We start from the raw sequence: 18,819 nt of genomic DNA on the forward strand, positions 1-18,819 counted from the left end.
ACGTGAAAACATTAATTCTTTTCTCAACAAGGGACGGACAAACGCGCGAGATTGCCTCCTACCTGGCTTCGGAACTGAAAGAACTGGGGATCCAGACGGATGTCGCCAATGTGCACCGCATTGAAGAACCACAATGGGAAAACTATGACCGTGTGGTCATTGGTGCTTCTATTCGCTATGGTCACTACCACTCTGCGTTCCAGGAATTTGTCAAAAAACATGCGACGCGACTGAATTCGATGCCGAGCGCCTTTTATTCCGTAAACCTGGTGGCGCGCAAACCGGAGAAGCGTACTCCACAGACCAACAGCTACGCGCGGAAGTTTCTGATGAACTCGCAATGGCGTCCCGATCGCTGCGCGGTCATTGCCGGGGCGCTGCGTTACCCACGTTATCGCTGGTACGACCGTTTTATGCTCAAGCTGATTATGAAGATGTCAGGCGGTGAAACGGATACGCGCAAAGAAGTTGTCTATACCGATTGGGAGCAGGTGGCGAATTTCGCCCGAGAAATCGCCCATTTAACCGACAAACCGACGCTGAAATAAGCATAAAGAATAAAAAATGCGCGGTCGGAAAATTATTTTAAATTTCCTCTTGTCAGGCCGGAATAACTCCCTATAATGCGCCACCACTGACACGGAACAACGGCAAACACGCCGACGGGTCAGCGGGGTTCTCCTGAGAATTCCGGCAGAGAAAGCAAAAATAAATGCTTGACTCTGTAGCGGGAAAGCGTATTATGCACACCCCGCGCAGCTGAGAAAAAGCGAAGCGGCACTGCTCTTTAACAATTTATCAGACAATCTGTGTGGGCACTCGAAGATACGGATTCTTAACGTCGCAAGACGAAAAATGAATACCAAGTCTCAAGAGTGAACACGTAATTCATTACGAAGTTTAATTCTTTGAGCATCAAACTTTTAAATTGAAGAGTTTGATCATGGCTCAGATTGAACGCTGGCGGCAGGCCTAACACATGCAAGTCGAACGGTAACAGGAAGCAGCTTGCTGTTTCGCTGACGAGTGGCGGACGGGTGAGTAATGTCTGGGAAACTGCCTGATGGAGGGGGATAACTACTGGAAACGGTAGCTAATACCGCATAACGTCGCAAGACCAAAGAGGGGGACCTTCGGGCCTCTTGCCATCGGATGTGCCCAGATGGGATTAGCTAGTAGGTGGGGTAACGGCTCACCTAGGCGACGATCCCTAGCTGGTCTGAGAGGATGACCAGCCACACTGGAACTGAGACACGGTCCAGACTCCTACGGGAGGCAGCAGTGGGGAATATTGCACAATGGGCGCAAGCCTGATGCAGCCATGCCGCGTGTATGAAGAAGGCCTTCGGGTTGTAAAGTACTTTCAGCGGGGAGGAAGGGAGTAAAGTTAATACCTTTACTCATTGACGTTACCCGCAGAAGAAGCACCGGCTAACTCCGTGCCAGCAGCCGCGGTAATACGGAGGGTGCAAGCGTTAATCGGAATTACTGGGCGTAAAGCGCACGCAGGCGGTTTGTTAAGTCAGATGTGAAATCCCCGGGCTCAACCTGGGAACTGCATCTGATACTGGCAAGCTTGAGTCTCGTAGAGGGGGGTAGAATTCCAGGTGTAGCGGTGAAATGCGTAGAGATCTGGAGGAATACCGGTGGCGAAGGCGGCCCCCTGGACGAAGACTGACGCTCAGGTGCGAAAGCGTGGGGAGCAAACAGGATTAGATACCCTGGTAGTCCACGCTGTAAACGATGTCGACTTGGAGGTTGTGCCCTTGAGGTGTGGCTTCCGGAGCTAACGCGTTAAGTCGACCGCCTGGGGAGTACGGCCGCAAGGTTAAAACTCAAATGAATTGACGGGGGCCCGCACAAGCGGTGGAGCATGTGGTTTAATTCGATGCAACGCGAAGAACCTTACCTGGTCTTGACATCCACGGAAGTTTTCAGAGATGAGAATGTGCCTTCGGGAACCGTGAGACAGGTGCTGCATGGCTGTCGTCAGCTCGTGTTGTGAAATGTTGGGTTAAGTCCCGCAACGAGCGCAACCCTTATCCTTTGTTGCCAGCGGTCCGGCCGGGAACTCAAAGGAGACTGCCAGTGATAAACTGGAGGAAGGTGGGGATGACGTCAAGTCATCATGGCCCTTACGACCAGGGCTACACACGTGCTACAATGGCGCATACAAAGAGAAGCGACCTCGCGAGAGCAAGCGGACCTCATAAAGTGCGTCGTAGTCCGGATTGGAGTCTGCAACTCGACTCCATGAAGTCGGAATCGCTAGTAATCGTGGATCAGAATGCCACGGTGAATACGTTCCCGGGCCTTGTACACACCGCCCGTCACACCATGGGAGTGGGTTGCAAAAGAAGTAGGTAGCTTAACCTTCGGGAGGGCGCTTACCACTTTGTGATTCATGACTGGGGTGAAGTCGTAACAAGGTAACCGTAGGGGAACCTGCGGTTGGATCACCTCCTTACCTTAAAGAAGCGTTCTTTGTAGTGCTCACACAGATTGTCTGATAGAAAGTGAAAAGCAAGGCGTCTTGCGAAGCAGACTGATACGTCCCCTTCGTCTAGAGGCCCAGGACACCGCCCTTTCACGGCGGTAACAGGGGTTCGAATCCCCTAGGGGACGCCACTTGCTGGTTTGTGAGTGAAAGTCACCTGCCTTGATATCTCAAAACTCATCTTCGGGTGATGTTTGAGATATTTGCTCTTTAAAAATCTGGATCAAGCTGAAAATTGAAACACTGAACAACGAAAGTTGTTCGTGAGTCTCTCAAATTTTCGCAACACGATGATGAGTCGAAAGAAACATCTTCGGGTTGTGAGGTTAAGCGACTAAGCGTACACGGTGGATGCCCTGGCAGTCAGAGGCGATGAAGGACGTGCTAATCTGCGATAAGCGTCGGTAAGGTGATATGAACCGTTATAACCGGCGATTTCCGAATGGGGAAACCCAGTGTGATTCGTCACACTATCATTAACTGAATCCATAGGTTAATGAGGCGAACCGGGGGAACTGAAACATCTAAGTACCCCGAGGAAAAGAAATCAACCGAGATTCCCCCAGTAGCGGCGAGCGAACGGGGAGCAGCCCAGAGCCTGAATCAGTGTGTGTGTTAGTGGAAGCGTCTGGAAAGGCGTGCGATACAGGGTGACAGCCCCGTACACAAAAATGCACATACTGTGAGCTCGATGAGTAGGGCGGGACACGTGGTATCCTGTCTGAATATGGGGGGACCATCCTCCAAGGCTAAATACTCCTGACTGACCGATAGTGAACCAGTACCGTGAGGGAAAGGCGAAAAGAACCCCGGCGAGGGGAGTGAAAAAGAACCTGAAACCGTGTACGTACAAGCAGTGGGAGCACGCTTAGGCGTGTGACTGCGTACCTTTTGTATAATGGGTCAGCGACTTATATTCTGTAGCAAGGTTAACCGAATAGGGGAGCCGAAGGGAAACCGAGTCTTAACTGGGCGTTAAGTTGCAGGGTATAGACCCGAAACCCGGTGATCTAGCCATGGGCAGGTTGAAGGTTGGGTAACACTAACTGGAGGACCGAACCGACTAATGTTGAAAAATTAGCGGATGACTTGTGGCTGGGGGTGAAAGGCCAATCAAACCGGGAGATAGCTGGTTCTCCCCGAAAGCTATTTAGGTAGCGCCTCGTGAATTCATCTCCGGGGGTAGAGCACTGTTTCGGCAAGGGGGTCATCCCGACTTACCAACCCGATGCAAACTGCGAATACCGGAGAATGTTATCACGGGAGACACACGGCGGGTGCTAACGTCCGTCGTGAAGAGGGAAACAACCCAGACCGCCAGCTAAGGTCCCAAAGTCATGGTTAAGTGGGAAACGATGTGGGAAGGCCCAGACAGCCAGGATGTTGGCTTAGAAGCAGCCATCATTTAAAGAAAGCGTAATAGCTCACTGGTCGAGTCGGCCTGCGCGGAAGATGTAACGGGGCTAAACCATGCACCGAAGCTGCGGCAGCGACGCTTATGCGTTGTTGGGTAGGGGAGCGTTCTGTAAGCCTGTGAAGGTGTGCTGTGAGGTATGCTGGAGGTATCAGAAGTGCGAATGCTGACATAAGTAACGATAAAGCGGGTGAAAAGCCCGCTCGCCGGAAGACCAAGGGTTCCTGTCCAACGTTAATCGGGGCAGGGTGAGTCGACCCCTAAGGCGAGGCCGAAAGGCGTAGTCGATGGGAAACAGGTTAATATTCCTGTACTTGGTGTTACTGCGAAGGGGGGACGGAGAAGGCTATGTTGGCCGGGCGACGGTTGTCCCGGTTTAAGCGTGTAGGCTGGTTTTCCAGGCAAATCCGGAAAATCAAGGCCGAGGCGTGATGACGAGGCACTACGGTGCTGAAGCAACAAATGCCCTGCTTCCAGGAAAAGCCTCTAAGCATCAGGTAACATCAAATCGTACCCCAAACCGACACAGGTGGTCAGGTAGAGAATACCAAGGCGCTTGAGAGAACTCGGGTGAAGGAACTAGGCAAAATGGTGCCGTAACTTCGGGAGAAGGCACGCTGATACGTAGGTGAAGCGACTTGCTCGTGGAGCTGAAATCAGTCGAAGATACCAGCTGGCTGCAACTGTTTATTAAAAACACAGCACTGTGCAAACACGAAAGTGGACGTATACGGTGTGACGCCTGCCCGGTGCCGGAAGGTTAATTGATGGGGTTAGCGCAAGCGAAGCTCTTGATCGAAGCCCCGGTAAACGGCGGCCGTAACTATAACGGTCCTAAGGTAGCGAAATTCCTTGTCGGGTAAGTTCCGACCTGCACGAATGGCGTAATGATGGCCAGGCTGTCTCCACCCGAGACTCAGTGAAATTGAACTCGCTGTGAAGATGCAGTGTACCCGCGGCAAGACGGAAAGACCCCGTGAACCTTTACTATAGCTTGACACTGAACATTGAGCCTTGATGTGTAGGATAGGTGGGAGGCTTTGAAGTGTGGACGCCAGTCTGCATGGAGCCGACCTTGAAATACCACCCTTTAATGTTTGATGTTCTAACGTGGACCCGTGATCCGGGTTGCGGACAGTGTCTGGTGGGTAGTTTGACTGGGGCGGTCTCCTCCTAAAGAGTAACGGAGGAGCACGAAGGTTGGCTAATCCTGGTCGGACATCAGGAGGTTAGTGCAATGGCATAAGCCAGCTTGACTGCGAGCGTGACGGCGCGAGCAGGTGCGAAAGCAGGTCATAGTGATCCGGTGGTTCTGAATGGAAGGGCCATCGCTCAACGGATAAAAGGTACTCCGGGGATAACAGGCTGATACCGCCCAAGAGTTCATATCGACGGCGGTGTTTGGCACCTCGATGTCGGCTCATCACATCCTGGGGCTGAAGTAGGTCCCAAGGGTATGGCTGTTCGCCATTTAAAGTGGTACGCGAGCTGGGTTTAGAACGTCGTGAGACAGTTCGGTCCCTATCTGCCGTGGGCGCTGGAGAACTGAGGGGGGCTGCTCCTAGTACGAGAGGACCGGAGTGGACGCATCACTGGTGTTCGGGTTGTCATGCCAATGGCACTGCCCGGTAGCTAAATGCGGAAGAGATAAGTGCTGAAAGCATCTAAGCACGAAACTTGCCCCGAGATGAGTTCTCCCTGACCCTTTAAGGGTCCTGAAGGAACGTTGAAGACGACGACGTTGATAGGCCGGGTGTGTAAGCGCAGCGATGCGTTGAGCTAACCGGTACTAATGAACCGTGAGGCTTAACCTTACAACGCCGAAGATGTTTTGGCGGATTGAGAGAAGATTTTCAGCCTGATACAGATTAAATCAGAACGCAGAAGCGGTCTGATAAAACAGAATTAGCCTGGCGGCCGTAGCGCGGTGGTCCCACCTGACCCCATGCCGAACTCAGAAGTGAAACGCCGTAGCGCCGATGGTAGTGTGGGGTCTCCCCATGCGAGAGTAGGGAACTGCCAGGCATCAAATTAAGCGAAAGGCTATCCGTCAGGATGGCCTTTTTGCGTTGGTGAAAAAAATGCCGGGTGCGACGCTGGCTGCGTCTGATCCAGCCTACTCTTGCTTATCCGTTCTGCTTTTGCATCCACTCCACCACAAAATCAGCCAGCCCCTCAACATCATTAATATCCAGTAATGCGACATCAAGATTAAGCGGCACATCACTGGCTACAGCAATAACATGCCTGTCTATCACTAATTCTTCAGGTCGATGTCCGGCTCCATCGCGAAACAGCACAATCTTTGCGATCTCTTCATGCTTAAACCCTTCGACCAGAATCAAATCCAGCTTTGAGGTATCCATTCGACTTGCGAGAAAATGTAGATCCAGCTCTTCTTCGTCTGGTGTTTCCGTCATCAAGGCCCATCGTTGCTGGCTGGCAACGATGGTTTGTACCGCGCCAGCCTTGCGCAGCTCATAGCTATCTTTGCCTGGCTTATCAACATCCATATCATGGTGCGTATGCTTAATCAGCCCCGGACGGATCCCTCTGGCGCATAATGCCGGGATCAGTTTTTTCAAAAGCGTAGTTTTTCCGGTACCACTCCACGCGGCAAAGGCGAGTAACGGTATCATCGTTTTTCCTGCCATCGGGCAAGCTCCTCTGGCGTATTCACGTTAACAAATGCATCTTTATGATCGCTGAAATCAACCGCATGACCGCCAGCCAGACGCATAAATGCCATTACCCGGCGTTCTCCTGCTTGCAGATATTCCAGTAATAAAGGCTCAATAGCGCGGTTTACCAGAGCAATAGTCGGGTGATCGCGTTCACCGTCATGGACCCACACGACAGGCGCATCTTTGCGCTGATGATTAAGCCGGGCGGCTAAATCATGGGGAATGTAAGGCGTATCGCACGGACAAAACAAAAACCACTCACCAGCTTCCTGCTGCATTACTGAAAGCATTCCTGCCAGAGGGCCTGGGTAATCCGCCAGTGAATCTTCAATCACTTTCAGACCGCCTGCCTGATAGATTTCCTGATGACGATTAGCATTAACCACGACGTGAGAGAGCTGCGTCTTAAGCGCGTCAGCGACATGTTGCCACAGCGGTTTGCCATTTAAGTCCAGCAATCCTTTATCTACGCCGCCCATTCGTCTGGCTTTACCGCCTGCCAGCACAACGCCTGTTATCGTCGTCATTAGATTCACCGATATCGCCTCTTTTATTGTGGGATTGACCCTGCTAACGTGTCTGTCTCAAGAGTAAGGAGCATTACTATGAAATGTAAACGTCTGAATGAAGTTATTGAACTCCTCCAGCCAGCCTGGCAAAAAGAGCCAGACTTTAACTTGTTGCAATTTTTGCAGAAACTGGCGAAAGAGTCAGGTTTTGACGGCGAACTGGCGGATTTGACGGATGACATTCTGATCTATCACCTGAAAATGCGTGATTCCGCGAAAGATGCGGTGATCCCGGGTTTGCAGAAAGATTATGAAGAAGACTTCAAAACGGCGCTGTTACGCGCTCGCGGCGTAATTAAAGAGTAAAAGCTTGTAAGCGGCGCCACCAAAATCATCGTGAAATGATATCCTTCATCATTCGTAATGTTTTCCGGATGATGGGATGAACAACAGCGCTTTTACTTTCCAGACACTACACCCGGATACCATCATGGACGCTCTGTTTAAGCAAGGGATCCGGGTGGATTCCGGTCTTACCCCGCTTAACAGCTATGAAAACCGTGTCTATCAATTTCAGGACGAAGAGCGTCGACGTTTTGTCGTCAAATTTTATCGCCCTGAACGTTGGACAGCCGATCAAATCCTCGAAGAACATCAATTTGCGTTGCAGCTGGTAAATGATGAAGTTCCGGTCGCAGCACCTGTGGCCTTTAACGGTCAGACTTTATTGAATCATCAGGGATTTTATTTCGCTGTTTTTCCAAGCGTCGGTGGTCGCCAGTTCGAAGCTGATAATATCGATCAGATGGAAGCGGTTGGGCGTTATTTAGGGCGTATGCACCAGACGGGGCGCAAACAGCTTTTTATTCATCGCCCGACCATCGGTCTGAATGAATATCTCATTGAGCCTCGCAAGCTGTTTGAGGACGCTACACTGATACCTTCCGGGTTGAAAGCGGCATTTCTGAAAGCGACAGATGAGCTGATCGCCGCCGTTACAGCACACTGGCGGGAAGATTTCACCGTTCTGCGGCTACATGGAGACTGCCACGCCGGGAATATTCTCTGGCGCGATGGTCCAATGTTTGTTGATCTGGATGATGCACGTAATGGTCCAGCTATTCAGGATTTGTGGATGTTGCTCAATGGCGATAAAGCCCAGCAGCGGATGCAACTGGAAACTATTATTGAAGCTTATGAAGAATTTAGCGAGTTCGACACCGCTGAAATCGGACTGATTGAACCTTTACGCGCCATGCGTTTGGTTTATTATCTTGCCTGGCTAATGCGGCATTGGGCTGATCCCGCGTTCCCGAAAAATTTCCCGTGGTTAACCGGGGAAGATTACTGGCTACGACAGACGGCGACTTTTATAGAACAGGCAAAAGTTCTACAAGAACCCCCTTTGCAATTAACACCTATGTATTAATCGGAGAGAGTAGATCATGAAAAAGATTTGGCTGGCGCTGGCTGGTTTAGTTTTAGCGTTTAGCGCATCGGCGGCGCAGTATGAAGATGGTAAACAGTACACTACCCTGGAAAAACCGGTAGCTGGCGCGCCGCAAGTGCTGGAGTTTTTCTCTTTCTTCTGCCCGCACTGCTATCAGTTTGAAGAAGTTCTGCATATTTCTGATAATGTGAAGAAAAAACTGCCGGAAGGCGTGAAGATGACTAAATACCACGTCAACTTCATGGGTGGTGACCTGGGCAAAGATCTGACTCAGGCATGGGCTGTGGCGATGGCGCTGGGCGTGGAAGACAAAGTGACTGTTCCGCTGTTTGAAGGCGTACAGAAAACCCAGACCATTCGTTCAGCATCTGATATCCGCGATGTATTTATCAATGCAGGTATTAAAGGTGAAGAGTACGACGCGGCGTGGAACAGCTTCGTGGTGAAATCTCTGGTCGCTCAGCAGGAAAAAGCCGCAGCTGATGTGCAATTGCGTGGTGTTCCGGCGATGTTTGTTAACGGTAAATATCAGCTGAATCCGCAGGGTATGGATACCAGCAATATGGATGTTTTTGTTCAGCAGTATGCTGATACGGTGAAATATCTGTCCGAGGAAAAATAATTCAATGTAAATTACATAAAGCCCGTGAATATTCACGGGCTTTTTTTATTATTTAATAAATATAAATACATTCTGATAATGCATCCTGCCGCTGGACATTATTTCAGCATAAGTGGATATTCAAAGTTTTGCTGTTTTATCAGGGAATATTTATATGATACGTAAGTCAGCTACAGGTGTTATTGTTGCGTTAGCCGTAATCTGGGGTGGTGGCACATGGTACACAGGTACGCAAATTCAGCCTGGTATCGAAAAGTTTATTAAAGATTTTAACGATGCGAAAAAGAAAGGTGAACATGCCTACGATATGACGTTAAGTTATAAAAACTTTGACAAAGGCTTTTTTAATTCCCGTTTTCAAATGCAAATGACATTCGATAACGGTGCACCCGATCTCAATATCAAGCCAGGCCAGAAAGTTGTATTTGATGTGGATGTTGAGCACGGTCCGTTGCCCATCACAATGTTAATGCATGGTAATGTCATCCCAGCACTGGCAGCGGCAAAAGTGAACTTAGTGAATAATGAACTGACACAACCGCTATTTATCGCCGCGAAAAATAAATCGCCCGTGGAAGCGACATTGCGATTCGCGTTTGGTGGCTCATTCTCTACGACATTAGATGTTGCCCCTGCAGAGTATGGAAAATTTTCTTTTGGTGAGGGCCAGTTTACTTTTAATGGTGATGGTAGTTCATTGTCTAACCTGGATATTGAAGGCAAAGTCGAAGATATTGTTCTGCAATTATCACCAATGAACAAAGTAACGGCAAAAAGTTTTACCATTGATTCTCTGGCGCGATTAGAAGAAAAGAAATTTCCGGTTGGTGAAAGCGAGTCGAAATTTAATCAGATTAACATTATCAATCACGGGGAAGACGTTGCCCAAATCGATGCTTTCGTTGCAAAAACCAGGCTGGATCGCGTTAAAGACAAAGATTATATCAATGTCAATCTGACCTACGAACTTGATAAGTTAACAAAAGGGAATCAGCAACTCGGTAGTGGTGAGTGGTCATTGATTGCTGAATCTATTGATCCCTCAGCAGTGCGCCAATTTATCATCCAGTATAACATTGCGATGCAGAAGCAGCTTGCTGCACACCCTGAGTTAGCAAACGATGAAGTTGCTCTGCAAGAAGTGAATGCTGCATTGTTCAAAGAGTATTTACCGTTATTACAAAAAAGTGAGCCGACCATTAAACAACCGGTAAGATGGAAGAACGCACTCGGCGAACTAAATGCCAATCTGGATATCAGTATTGCCGACCCAGCCAAATCTTCATCATCCACAAACAAAGATATCAAATCGCTCAATTTTGATGTGAAGTTACCGCTTAATGTCGTCACAGAAACCGCAAAACAGCTTAATTTATCTGAAGGAATGGATGCGGAAAAAGCGCAAAAGCAGGCTGATAAACAAATCAGCGGGATGATGACATTAGGTCAGATGTTTCAGTTAATCACGATTGACAACAATACCGCCTCGCTGCAGCTGCGTTATACACCGGGTAAAGTTGTTTTTAACGGACAGGAGATGAGCGAAGAAGAATTTATGTCTCGTGCCGGACGTTTTGTTCATTAAAATACTCACTCGCCTCTGCTCATTCAGAGGCGAGTAAAACTTACTTATTCTGACGCTGTGATGACATGAGAGACGTCAGAAGCCGGTCTTTTTCCTGCCACAATGAGTTCAGCCATTGCTGAAAATGGCGCTTAAAGCTTTTGTCATTGATGTAGTCGCCATGTAACTCATCGGCAATAGGCTGTAAATCCACATGTACGACAATCCGCGTCAGTTTACCGCTTAACATATCGAAGAACGGCTGACGGTTATTGTCCGGATAACACAGCGTAACATTAAGCAGTTTATCGAATTGTTTACCCAGTACATTTAGCGCCATCGCAATGCCTGCCGCCTTTGGTGGCAACAAGTTTTGAAAAGTGGAGTGGGTTTGCTGATGTTTTTCTTGCGTGAAACGGGAGCCTTCAACGAAATTGACAATGGTGGTGGGATGCAGGCGAAACTTTTCACAAGAACGCCGAGTGGTTTCAACATCTTGACCACGTCGCTCCGGATGACGTAATAAATAAGCGCGGGAATAACGCTTCATAAACGGCATATCCAGCGCCCAGCACGCCAGGCCAAGAAATGGCACCCAGGCCAGCTGTTGCTTGAGGAAATATTTATTCATCGGAATGTGCTTACGAAACAGCACGCACAGTACGACAATATCTGCCCAACTACGGTGGTTACAAATAAGCAGATACCAGTTCTTCTTACTTAACCCTTCCAGCCCGTGAACTTCCCATTGCAGGTGTGGGTTCAGATGCAGTAATACCGCCAGACCTTCACACCAGCAATACATCATAAAATCACAAAAACGCGAAACCTTTCGCCAAATGACTGGCACAGGTAGCAATAGTTTTACAATCCCGGCAATGATGATCGGGACGGAACAAAAAATAGTGACCAAAATGGTCAATACGATACTCAGCAAAAGGGTTATCGCAGCGAGTATTCTCGTCATAATGAATTTATTCAAAAGGTTAGCCATAGACAGTGCACTAAAGAAGCGCAAGGCGCAGATTTTAGCAGAAAATGACCCAAATAACGGATGATCCTTAAGGAGAAAAATAATTCATATCTATCCACATTAGAAAAAATCCCATTATCTCAATTATTAGGGATGGATTTATTTTTAACTGCATGAAAAACAAAGACAAACATCATGCTGTAAAAAGCATGATAATAAATTAAAAGCGATGTAAATAATTTATGCACAAAGTTATCCACATGACGATTTGCGAGCGATCCAGCAGATCTACAAAAGATTTTCACGAAAAGCGGTGAAAAACTCATGTTTTCATCCTGTCTGTGGCATCCTTTACCCATAATCTGATAAACAGGCACGGACATTATGGTTCAGATCCCCCAAAATCCACTTATCCTTGTAGATGGTTCATCTTATCTTTATCGCGCATATCACGCGTTTCCCCCGCTGACTAACAGCGCAGGCGAGCCGACCGGTGCGATGTATGGTGTCCTCAACATGCTGCGCAGTCTGATCATGCAATATAAACCGACGCATGCAGCGGTGGTCTTTGACGCCAAGGGAAAAACCTTTCGTGATGAACTGTTTGAACATTACAAATCACATCGCCCGCCAATGCCGGACGATCTGCGAGCACAAATCGAACCTCTGCACGCGATGGTTAAAGCGATGGGACTGCCGCTGCTGGCGGTTTCTGGCGTAGAAGCGGACGACGTTATCGGTACTCTGGCGCGCGAAGCCGAAAAAGCCGGGCGTCCGGTGCTGATTAGCACTGGCGATAAAGATATGGCGCAGCTGGTGACGCCAAATATTACGCTTATCAATACCATGACGAATACCATCCTCGGACCGGAAGAGGTGGTGAATAAGTACGGCGTGCCGCCAGAATTGATCATCGACTTCCTGGCGCTGATGGGTGACTCCTCTGATAACATTCCTGGCGTACCGGGCGTCGGTGAAAAAACCGCGCAGGCATTGCTGCAAGGTCTTGGCGGGCTGGATACGCTGTATGCCGAGCCAGAAAAAATTGCTGGGTTGAGCTTCCGTGGCGCGAAAACAATGGCAGCGAAGCTCGAGCAAAACAAAGAAGTTGCTTATCTCTCATACCAGTTGGCGACGATTAAAACCGATGTTGAACTGGAGCTGACCTGTGAACAACTGGAAGTGCAGCAACCGGCAGCGGAAGAGTTGTTGGGGCTGTTCAAAAAGTATGAGTTCAAACGCTGGACTGCTGATGTCGAAGTGGGCAAATGGTTACAGGCCAAAGGGGCAAAAACAGCCGCGAAGCCGCAGGAAACCAGTGTTGCAGACGAAGCGCCAGAAGTGACGGCAACGGTGATTTCTTATGACAACTACGTCACTATCCTTGATGAAGAAACACTGAAAGCGTGGATTGCGAAGCTGGAAAAAGCGCCGGTATTTGCATTTGATACCGAAACCGACAGCCTTGATAACATCTCTGCTAACCTGGTCGGGCTTTCTTTTGCTATCGAGCCAGGCGTAGCGGCATATATTCCGGTTGCTCATGATTATCTTGATGCGCCCGATCAAATCTCTCACGAGCGTGCACTCGAGTTGCTAAAACCGCTGCTGGAAGATGAAAAGGCGCTGAAGGTCGGGCAAAACCTGAAATACGATCGCGGTATTCTGGCGAATTACGGCATTGAACTGCGTGGGATTGCGTTTGATACCATGCTGGAGTCCTACATTCTCAATAGCGTTGCCGGGCGTCACGATATGGACAGCCTCGCGGAACGTTGGTTGAAGCACAAAACCATCACTTTTGAAGAGATTGCGGGTAAAGGCAAAAATCAACTGACCTTTAACCAGATTGCCCTCGAAGAGGCCGGACGTTACGCCGCCGAACATGCAGATGTCACCTTGCAGCTGCATCTGAAAATGTGGCCGGATCTGCAGAAACACAAAGGGCCGTTGAACGTCTTCGAGAATATCGAAATGCCGCTGGTGCCGGTGCTTTCACGCATTGAACGTAACGGTGTGAAGATCGATCCGAAAGTGCTGCACAATCATTCTGAAGAGCTCACCTTGCGTCTGGCTGAGCTGGAAAAGAAAGCGCATGAAATTGCAGGTGAAGAATTTAACCTTTCTTCCACCAAGCAGTTGCAAACCATTCTGTTTGAAAAACAGGGTATTAAACCGCTGAAGAAAACGCCGGGTGGCGCGCCGTCAACGTCGGAAGAGGTACTGGAAGAACTGGCGCTGGACTATCCGTTGCCAAAAGTGATTCTGGAGTATCGTGGTCTGGCGAAGCTGAAGTCGACTTACACCGACAAGCTGCCGCTGATGATCAACCCGAAAACCGGGCGTGTGCATACCTCTTATCACCAGGCAGTAACTGCAACGGGACGTTTATCGTCAACCGATCCTAACCTGCAAAACATTCCGGTGCGTAACGAAGAAGGTCGTCGTATCCGCCAGGCGTTTATTGCGCCAGAGGATTATGTGATTGTCTCAGCGGACTACTCGCAGATTGAACTGCGCATTATGGCGCATCTCTCGCGTGATAAAGGCTTGCTGACCGCATTCGCGGAAGGAAAAGATATCCACCGGGCAACGGCGGCAGAAGTGTTTGGTTTGCCACTGGAAACCGTCACCAGCGAGCAACGCCGTAGCGCGAAAGCGATCAACTTTGGTCTGATTTATGGCATGAGTGCTTTCGGTCTGGCGCGGCAATTGAACATTCCACGTAAAGAAGCGCAGAAGTACATGGACCTTTACTTCGAACGCTACCCTGGCGTGCTGGAGTATATGGAACGCACCCGTGCTCAGGCGAAAGAGCTGGGCTACGTTGAAACGCTGGACGGACGCCGTCTGTATCTGCCGGATATCAAATCCAGCAATGGTGCTCGTCGTGCAGCGGCTGAACGTGCAGCCATTAACGCGCCAATGCAGGGAACCGCCGCCGACATTATCAAACGGGCGATGATTGCCGTTGATGCGTGGTTACAGGCTGAGCAACCGCGTGTACGTATGATCATGCAGGTACACGATGAACTGGTATTTGAAGTTCATAAAGATGATGTTGATGCCGTCGCGAAGCAGATTCATCAACTGATGGAAAACTGTACCCGTCTGGATGTGCCGTTGCTGGTGGAAGTGGGGAGTGGCGAAAACTGGGATCAGGCGCACTAAGATTCGCCTGAACATGCCCTTTTTTCGTAAGTAAGCAACATAAGCTGTCACGTTTTGTGATGGCTATTAGAAATTCCTATGCAACAACTGAAAAAAAATTACAAAAAGTGCTTTCTGAACTGAACAAAAAAGAGTAAAGTTAGTCGCGTAGGGTACAGAGGTAAGATGTTCTATCTTTCAGACCTTTTACTTCACGTAATCGGATTTGGCTGAATATTTTAGCCGCCCCAGTCAGTAATGACTGGGGCGTTTTTTATTGGGCGAAAGAAAAGATCCGTAATGCCTGATGCGCTATGTTTATCAGGCCAACGGTAGAATTGTAATCTATTGAATTTACGGGCCGGATACGCCACATCCGGCACAAGCATTAAGGCAAGAAAATTATTCGCCGTCCTGCGTTTCTTCTACAGGCTGCATCTCGCTAAACCAGGTATCCAGTTTCTGCCTCAGCTTGTCTACGCCTTGTTTCTTCAACGAAGAAAACGTTTCAACCTGCACATCACCGTTAAACGCCAGTACAGCTTCACGCACCATATTCAATAGCGCTTTACGTGCGCCGCTTGCCAGTTTGTCCGCTTTGGTCAGCAGCACCAGAACGGCGATATTGCTGTCTACCGCCCACTCAATCATCTGCTGATCCAAATCTTTCAGCGGATGGCGAATATCCATTAGCACCACCAGACCTTGCAGGCTCTGACGTTTTTCGAGGTATTCGCCGAGCGCACGCTGCCATTTGCGCTTCATCTCTTCCGGGACTTCCGCATAACCGTACCCAGGCAAGTCAACCAGACGCTTGCCGTCAGCCACTTCAAACAGGTTGATAAGCTGGGTGCGCCCTGGGGTTTTTGAGGTACGAGCCAGGCTTTTCTGGTTAGTCAGCGTGTTCAGCGCGCTGGATTTACCTGCGTTGGAACGGCCTGCAAAAGCCACTTCAATTCCGGTATCGGAAGGTAGGTGGCGAATATCAGGCGCACTCATCACAAAATGCGTCTGTTGATAATTCAAATTAGTCAAAGCGGTCGTCTCCGTCAGTCAAAGCTTTGTGGCGATTATACCTGAACCATAATAAAAGGCGGATTTTTCGGCGTGAGCGTTGTAAGTAAAAGCCATACGCTTTGTGAGACATTGCCGATAGTCTTTATGCGAAATAGCAGAGAAAATTCTGCGATGCATGTCAAATAAGCTATATAAATCAGTGAATTGCTTTTATATAAAACTCTGAAAATGTGCAAATACTGATGGCGGTTGATTGTTTGTTTAAAGCAAAGGCGTAAAGTAGCACCCATAGAGCGAGGACGCTAACAGGAACAATGACTCAGGATGAGGGTCAGGAGCGCCAGGAGGCGAAGACAGAGGATTGTCAGGAAGACAAACGTCCGGAGACGTAATTAAACGGAAATGGAATCAACACGGATTGTTCCGGCTAATGGAAAAACAGGGTGTGTTGGCGGCCTGCAAGGATTGTAAGACCCGTTAAGGGTTATGAGTCAGGAAAAAAGGCGACAGAGTAATCTGTCGCCTTTTTTCTTTGCTTGCTTTCTGTTAGATTCCGCCGCAAATCTATACTGAATAAAACGGCTAAAAGACGAACCATTATGAAACCATCATCTTCAAACTCACGCAGCAAAGGTCATGCAAAAGCGCGTCGAAAAACACGCGAGGAGCTGGATCAGGAAGCTCGTGACCGTAAGCGTCAGAAAAAACGTCGTGGTCATGCGCCGGGCAGCCGCGCAGCGGGCGGAAACACCACGTCAGGCAGCAAAGGCCAGAACGCACCAAAAGATCCACGTATTGGCAGTAAAACCCCTATTCCATTGGGAGTGACTGAAAAAGTCACCAAACAGCACAAACCGAAGAGTGAGAAACCTATGCTTTCACCGCAGGCGGAGTTGGAATTACTGGAAACGGATGAGCGTCTGGATGCGCTGCTGGAACGTCTGGAAGCAGGCGAAACCCTGAGCGCCGAAGAGCAATCCTGGGTGGATGCTAAACTGGATCGTATTGATGAGTTGATGCAGAAACTCGGCCTCTCTTATGACGATGACGAAGAAGAGGAAGAAGACGAGAAGCAAGAAGACATGATGCGTCTGCTGCGGGGCAACTAACGGATTGCCGCCGTGGGCCTTCCCGTTCTGCTGATAACCCTTCCGGTTATATGTTATCTGGTGTGGTTATTCGTTAAACTACAGCGGTTGTCGCGGCGACAAAAGTGGCTGCGCAACCGGCTGATGACCCGAAACGGGCATCCGCCGGTACGCCGTAGCCGCCAGAGACGCCATCGGAAGGAGTGAGCATGTCTGTACAGCAAATCGACTGGGATCTGGCCCTGATCCAGAAATATAACTATTCCGGGCCACGATACACCTCGTACCCGACCGCGCTGGAGTTTTCAGAAGACTTCGGCGAACAGGCGTTTTTACAAGCCGTGGCGCGCTATCCTGAGCGTCCATTATCTCTCTACGTACATATCCCGTTCTGCCATAAGCTTTGTTACTTCTGCGGTTGCAATAAGATTGTTACTCGCCAGCAGCACAAGGCCGATCAGTATCTGGACGCGCTGGAGCAAGAAATCGTCCATCGTGCACCGCTGTTCGCCGGGCGTCACGTCAGCCAATTGCACTGGGGCGGCGGAACGCCGACGTATCTGAATAAAGCGCAAATCAGCCGTCTGATGAAGCTGCTGCGCGAAAACTTCCATTTCAATACCGATGCGGAGATTTCGATCGAAGTCGATCCGCGGGAAATCGAACTGGATGTACTCGATCATTTACGCGCCGAAGGCTTTAATCGCCTGAGCATGGGCGTGCAGGACTTCAACAAAGAAGTGCAACGTCTGGTTAACCGCGAGCAGGATGAAGAGTTCATCTTTGCACTGCTTAACCATGCGCGTGAGATTGGTTTTACCTCCACCAACATCGACCTGATTTACGGCCTGCCGAAACAGACGCCGGAGAGTTTCGCCTTTACCCTGAAACGTGTGGCGGAGCTGAACCCCGATCGTCTGAGCGTTTTTAACTACGCGCATCTGCCGACCATTTTTGCTGCTCAGCGCAAAATCAAAGATGCTGACCTGCCGAGTCCGCAGCAAAAACTCGATATCCTGCAGGAAACCATCGCCTTCCTGACGCAATCGGGCTATCAGTTTATCGGTATGGATCACTTTGCCCGTCCTGATGACGAGCTGGCGGTGGCCCAGCGTGAAGGCGTGCTGCATCGTAACTTCCAGGGCTACACCACTCAGGGCGATACCGATCTGCTGGGGATGGGCGTTTCCGCCATCAGCATGATTGGCGACTGCTACGCGCAGAACCAGAAAGAGTTGAAGCAGTACTATCAGCAAGTGTATGAACAAGGCAATGCGCTGTGGCGTGGTATTGCGCTAACGCGTGATGACTGTATTCGCCGCGATGTGATTAAGTCGCTCATCTGCAACTTCCGTCTGGATTACGCCCCTCTTGAGAAACAGTGGGATTTGCACTTCGCTGATTACTTTGCGGAAGATCTCAAGCTGCTCGCCCCGTTAGCAAAAGATGGGCTGGTGGATGTGGATGAGAAGGGAATACAGGTGACGGCGAAAGGTCGCTTGCTGATCCGCAACATTTGCATGTGCTTTGATACCTATCTGCGCCAGAAAGCGCGGATGCAGCAGTTCTCACGGGTGATTTAAAGAGTGAATGGCGCTTCGTTTACAAAGTAGAAAACGAAAGCGCCATCAATGTGCTGAGAACAAGATTGCCTGATGCGCTGGGCAACAAAACCTGTTGAAATTATTGCTTTTGTAGGCCGGATAAGGCGTTTACGCCGCATCAGGCATCTGAGCATGATGCCTGATGCGACGCTGGTCGCGTCTTATCAGGCCTACGACTTTCTCCGCATCCGGCATAAACAACGAGCTTCAGCTAAACAGCCCAATCATCGCGGCACACAGCACGGCA

At 49.5% G+C, this 18,819-nt stretch carries 13 protein-coding genes, 1 tRNA gene, 3 rRNA genes and 1 other RNA gene; 13 read left to right on the forward strand and 5 right to left on the reverse strand.

The features are described from left to right. Window positions 1–2: 2 nt before the first annotated feature. From hemG to rrfA, 5 genes are all read left to right on the forward strand, one after another. Window positions 3–548: a protoporphyrinogen oxidase gene (hemG, locus tag SF3926; protein NP_709654.1), complete on the forward strand. Its 546-nt coding sequence runs from the start codon at window positions 3–5 to the stop codon at window positions 546–548. Between the two features lie 377 nt (window positions 549–925). Then, window positions 926–2,467, forward strand: a 16S ribosomal RNA gene (gene rrsA / locus SF4529). 85 nt (window positions 2,468–2,552) lie between these two features. After that, a tRNA-Glu gene (locus tag SF4530) sits at window positions 2,553–2,628 on the forward strand. 193 nt (window positions 2,629–2,821) lie between these two features. Further along, a 23S ribosomal RNA gene (gene rrlA, locus SF4531) occupies window positions 2,822–5,725 on the forward strand. A gap of 94 nt (window positions 5,726–5,819) precedes the next feature. Beyond that, window positions 5,820–5,938: ribosomal RNA gene (gene rrfA, locus SF4532) — 5S ribosomal RNA — on the forward strand. Together the 16S, 23S and 5S rRNA genes with 1 tRNA gene alongside form the textbook arrangement of a ribosomal RNA operon. Window positions 5,939–6,037: 99 nt before the next feature. Here rrfA and mobB read toward each other — a convergent pair. Continuing rightward, window positions 6,038–6,565, reverse strand: a complete 528-nt coding sequence (gene mobB / locus SF3927; protein ID NP_709655.1) for a molybdopterin-guanine dinucleotide biosynthesis protein B — start codon at window positions 6,563–6,565, stop codon at window positions 6,038–6,040. Then, entirely contained in the window at window positions 6,547–7,131 is a 585-nt protein-coding gene (mobA, locus tag SF3928; RefSeq protein NP_709656.1) for a molybdopterin-guanine dinucleotide biosynthesis protein MobA, read from the reverse strand. Before mobA ends, mobB begins: the two co-directional genes overlap by 19 nt. Window positions 7,132–7,200: 69 nt before the next feature. Between mobA and yihD the strand changes: the two genes are divergently transcribed. From yihD to yihF, 4 genes are all read left to right on the forward strand, one after another. Continuing rightward, window positions 7,201–7,470, forward strand: a complete 270-nt coding sequence (yihD, locus tag SF3929) for a hypothetical protein (RefSeq protein ID NP_709657.2) — start codon at window positions 7,201–7,203, stop codon at window positions 7,468–7,470. Between the two features lie 76 nt (window positions 7,471–7,546). After that, on the forward strand, window positions 7,547–8,533 hold the full coding sequence (gene yihE / locus SF3930) for a serine/threonine protein kinase (protein NP_709658.1): 987 nt from the start codon (window positions 7,547–7,549) through the stop codon (window positions 8,531–8,533). A 16-nt stretch (window positions 8,534–8,549) separates the two neighbouring features. Beyond that, entirely contained in the window at window positions 8,550–9,176 is a 627-nt protein-coding gene (gene dsbA, locus SF3931; RefSeq protein ID NP_709659.1) for a periplasmic protein disulfide isomerase I, read from the forward strand. Window positions 9,177–9,288: 112 nt separating this feature from the next. After that, window positions 9,289–10,761: a hypothetical protein gene (gene yihF, locus SF3932; protein NP_709660.2), complete on the forward strand. Its 1,473-nt coding sequence runs from the start codon at window positions 9,289–9,291 to the stop codon at window positions 10,759–10,761. Window positions 10,762–10,801: 40 nt separating this feature from the next. Here the strand turns inward: yihF and yihG are convergent, their stop codons facing one another. Further along, window positions 10,802–11,734 (reverse strand): acyltransferase, encoded by a 933-nt coding sequence (yihG, locus tag SF3933; protein NP_709661.2) that lies wholly within the window; start codon window positions 11,732–11,734, stop codon window positions 10,802–10,804. A 119-nt stretch (window positions 11,735–11,853) separates the two neighbouring features. Next, window positions 11,854–12,096: a hypothetical protein gene (locus SF3933a; RefSeq protein ID YP_008439293.1), complete on the reverse strand. Its 243-nt coding sequence runs from the start codon at window positions 12,094–12,096 to the stop codon at window positions 11,854–11,856. A gap of 1 nt (window position 12,097) precedes the next feature. On the opposite strand from SF3933a, the gene polA reads away from it, so the two are divergent. After that, on the forward strand, window positions 12,098–14,884 hold the full coding sequence (gene polA / locus SF3934; RefSeq protein NP_709662.1) for a DNA polymerase I: 2,787 nt from the start codon (window positions 12,098–12,100) through the stop codon (window positions 14,882–14,884). A 147-nt stretch (window positions 14,885–15,031) separates the two neighbouring features. Then, a non-coding RNA gene (gene spf, locus SF4562) (spot 42 RNA) lies at window positions 15,032–15,140 on the forward strand. 125 nt (window positions 15,141–15,265) lie between these two features. Here the strand turns inward: spf and yihA are convergent. Continuing rightward, window positions 15,266–15,862: a hypothetical protein gene (gene yihA / locus SF3935; RefSeq protein ID NP_709663.4), complete on the reverse strand. Its 597-nt coding sequence runs from the start codon at window positions 15,860–15,862 to the stop codon at window positions 15,266–15,268. 617 nt (window positions 15,863–16,479) lie between these two features. On the opposite strand from yihA, the gene yihI reads away from it, so the two are divergent. Both yihI and hemN read left to right on the forward strand, forming a co-directional pair. Beyond that, window positions 16,480–16,989 carry a Der GTPase activator gene (gene yihI, locus SF3936; RefSeq protein ID NP_709664.1) on the forward strand — a complete coding sequence of 170 codons (510 nt, stop codon included), beginning with the start codon at window positions 16,480–16,482 and terminating at the stop codon, window positions 16,987–16,989. A 188-nt stretch (window positions 16,990–17,177) separates the two neighbouring features. After that, entirely contained in the window at window positions 17,178–18,551 is a 1,374-nt protein-coding gene (gene hemN / locus SF3937; protein ID NP_709665.2) for a coproporphyrinogen III oxidase, read from the forward strand. The last annotated feature ends 268 nt before the right edge of the window (window positions 18,552–18,819 follow it).

The organism is Shigella flexneri 2a str. 301, assembly GCF_000006925.2.
GTDB lineage: Bacteria > Pseudomonadota > Gammaproteobacteria > Enterobacterales > Enterobacteriaceae > ECMA0423.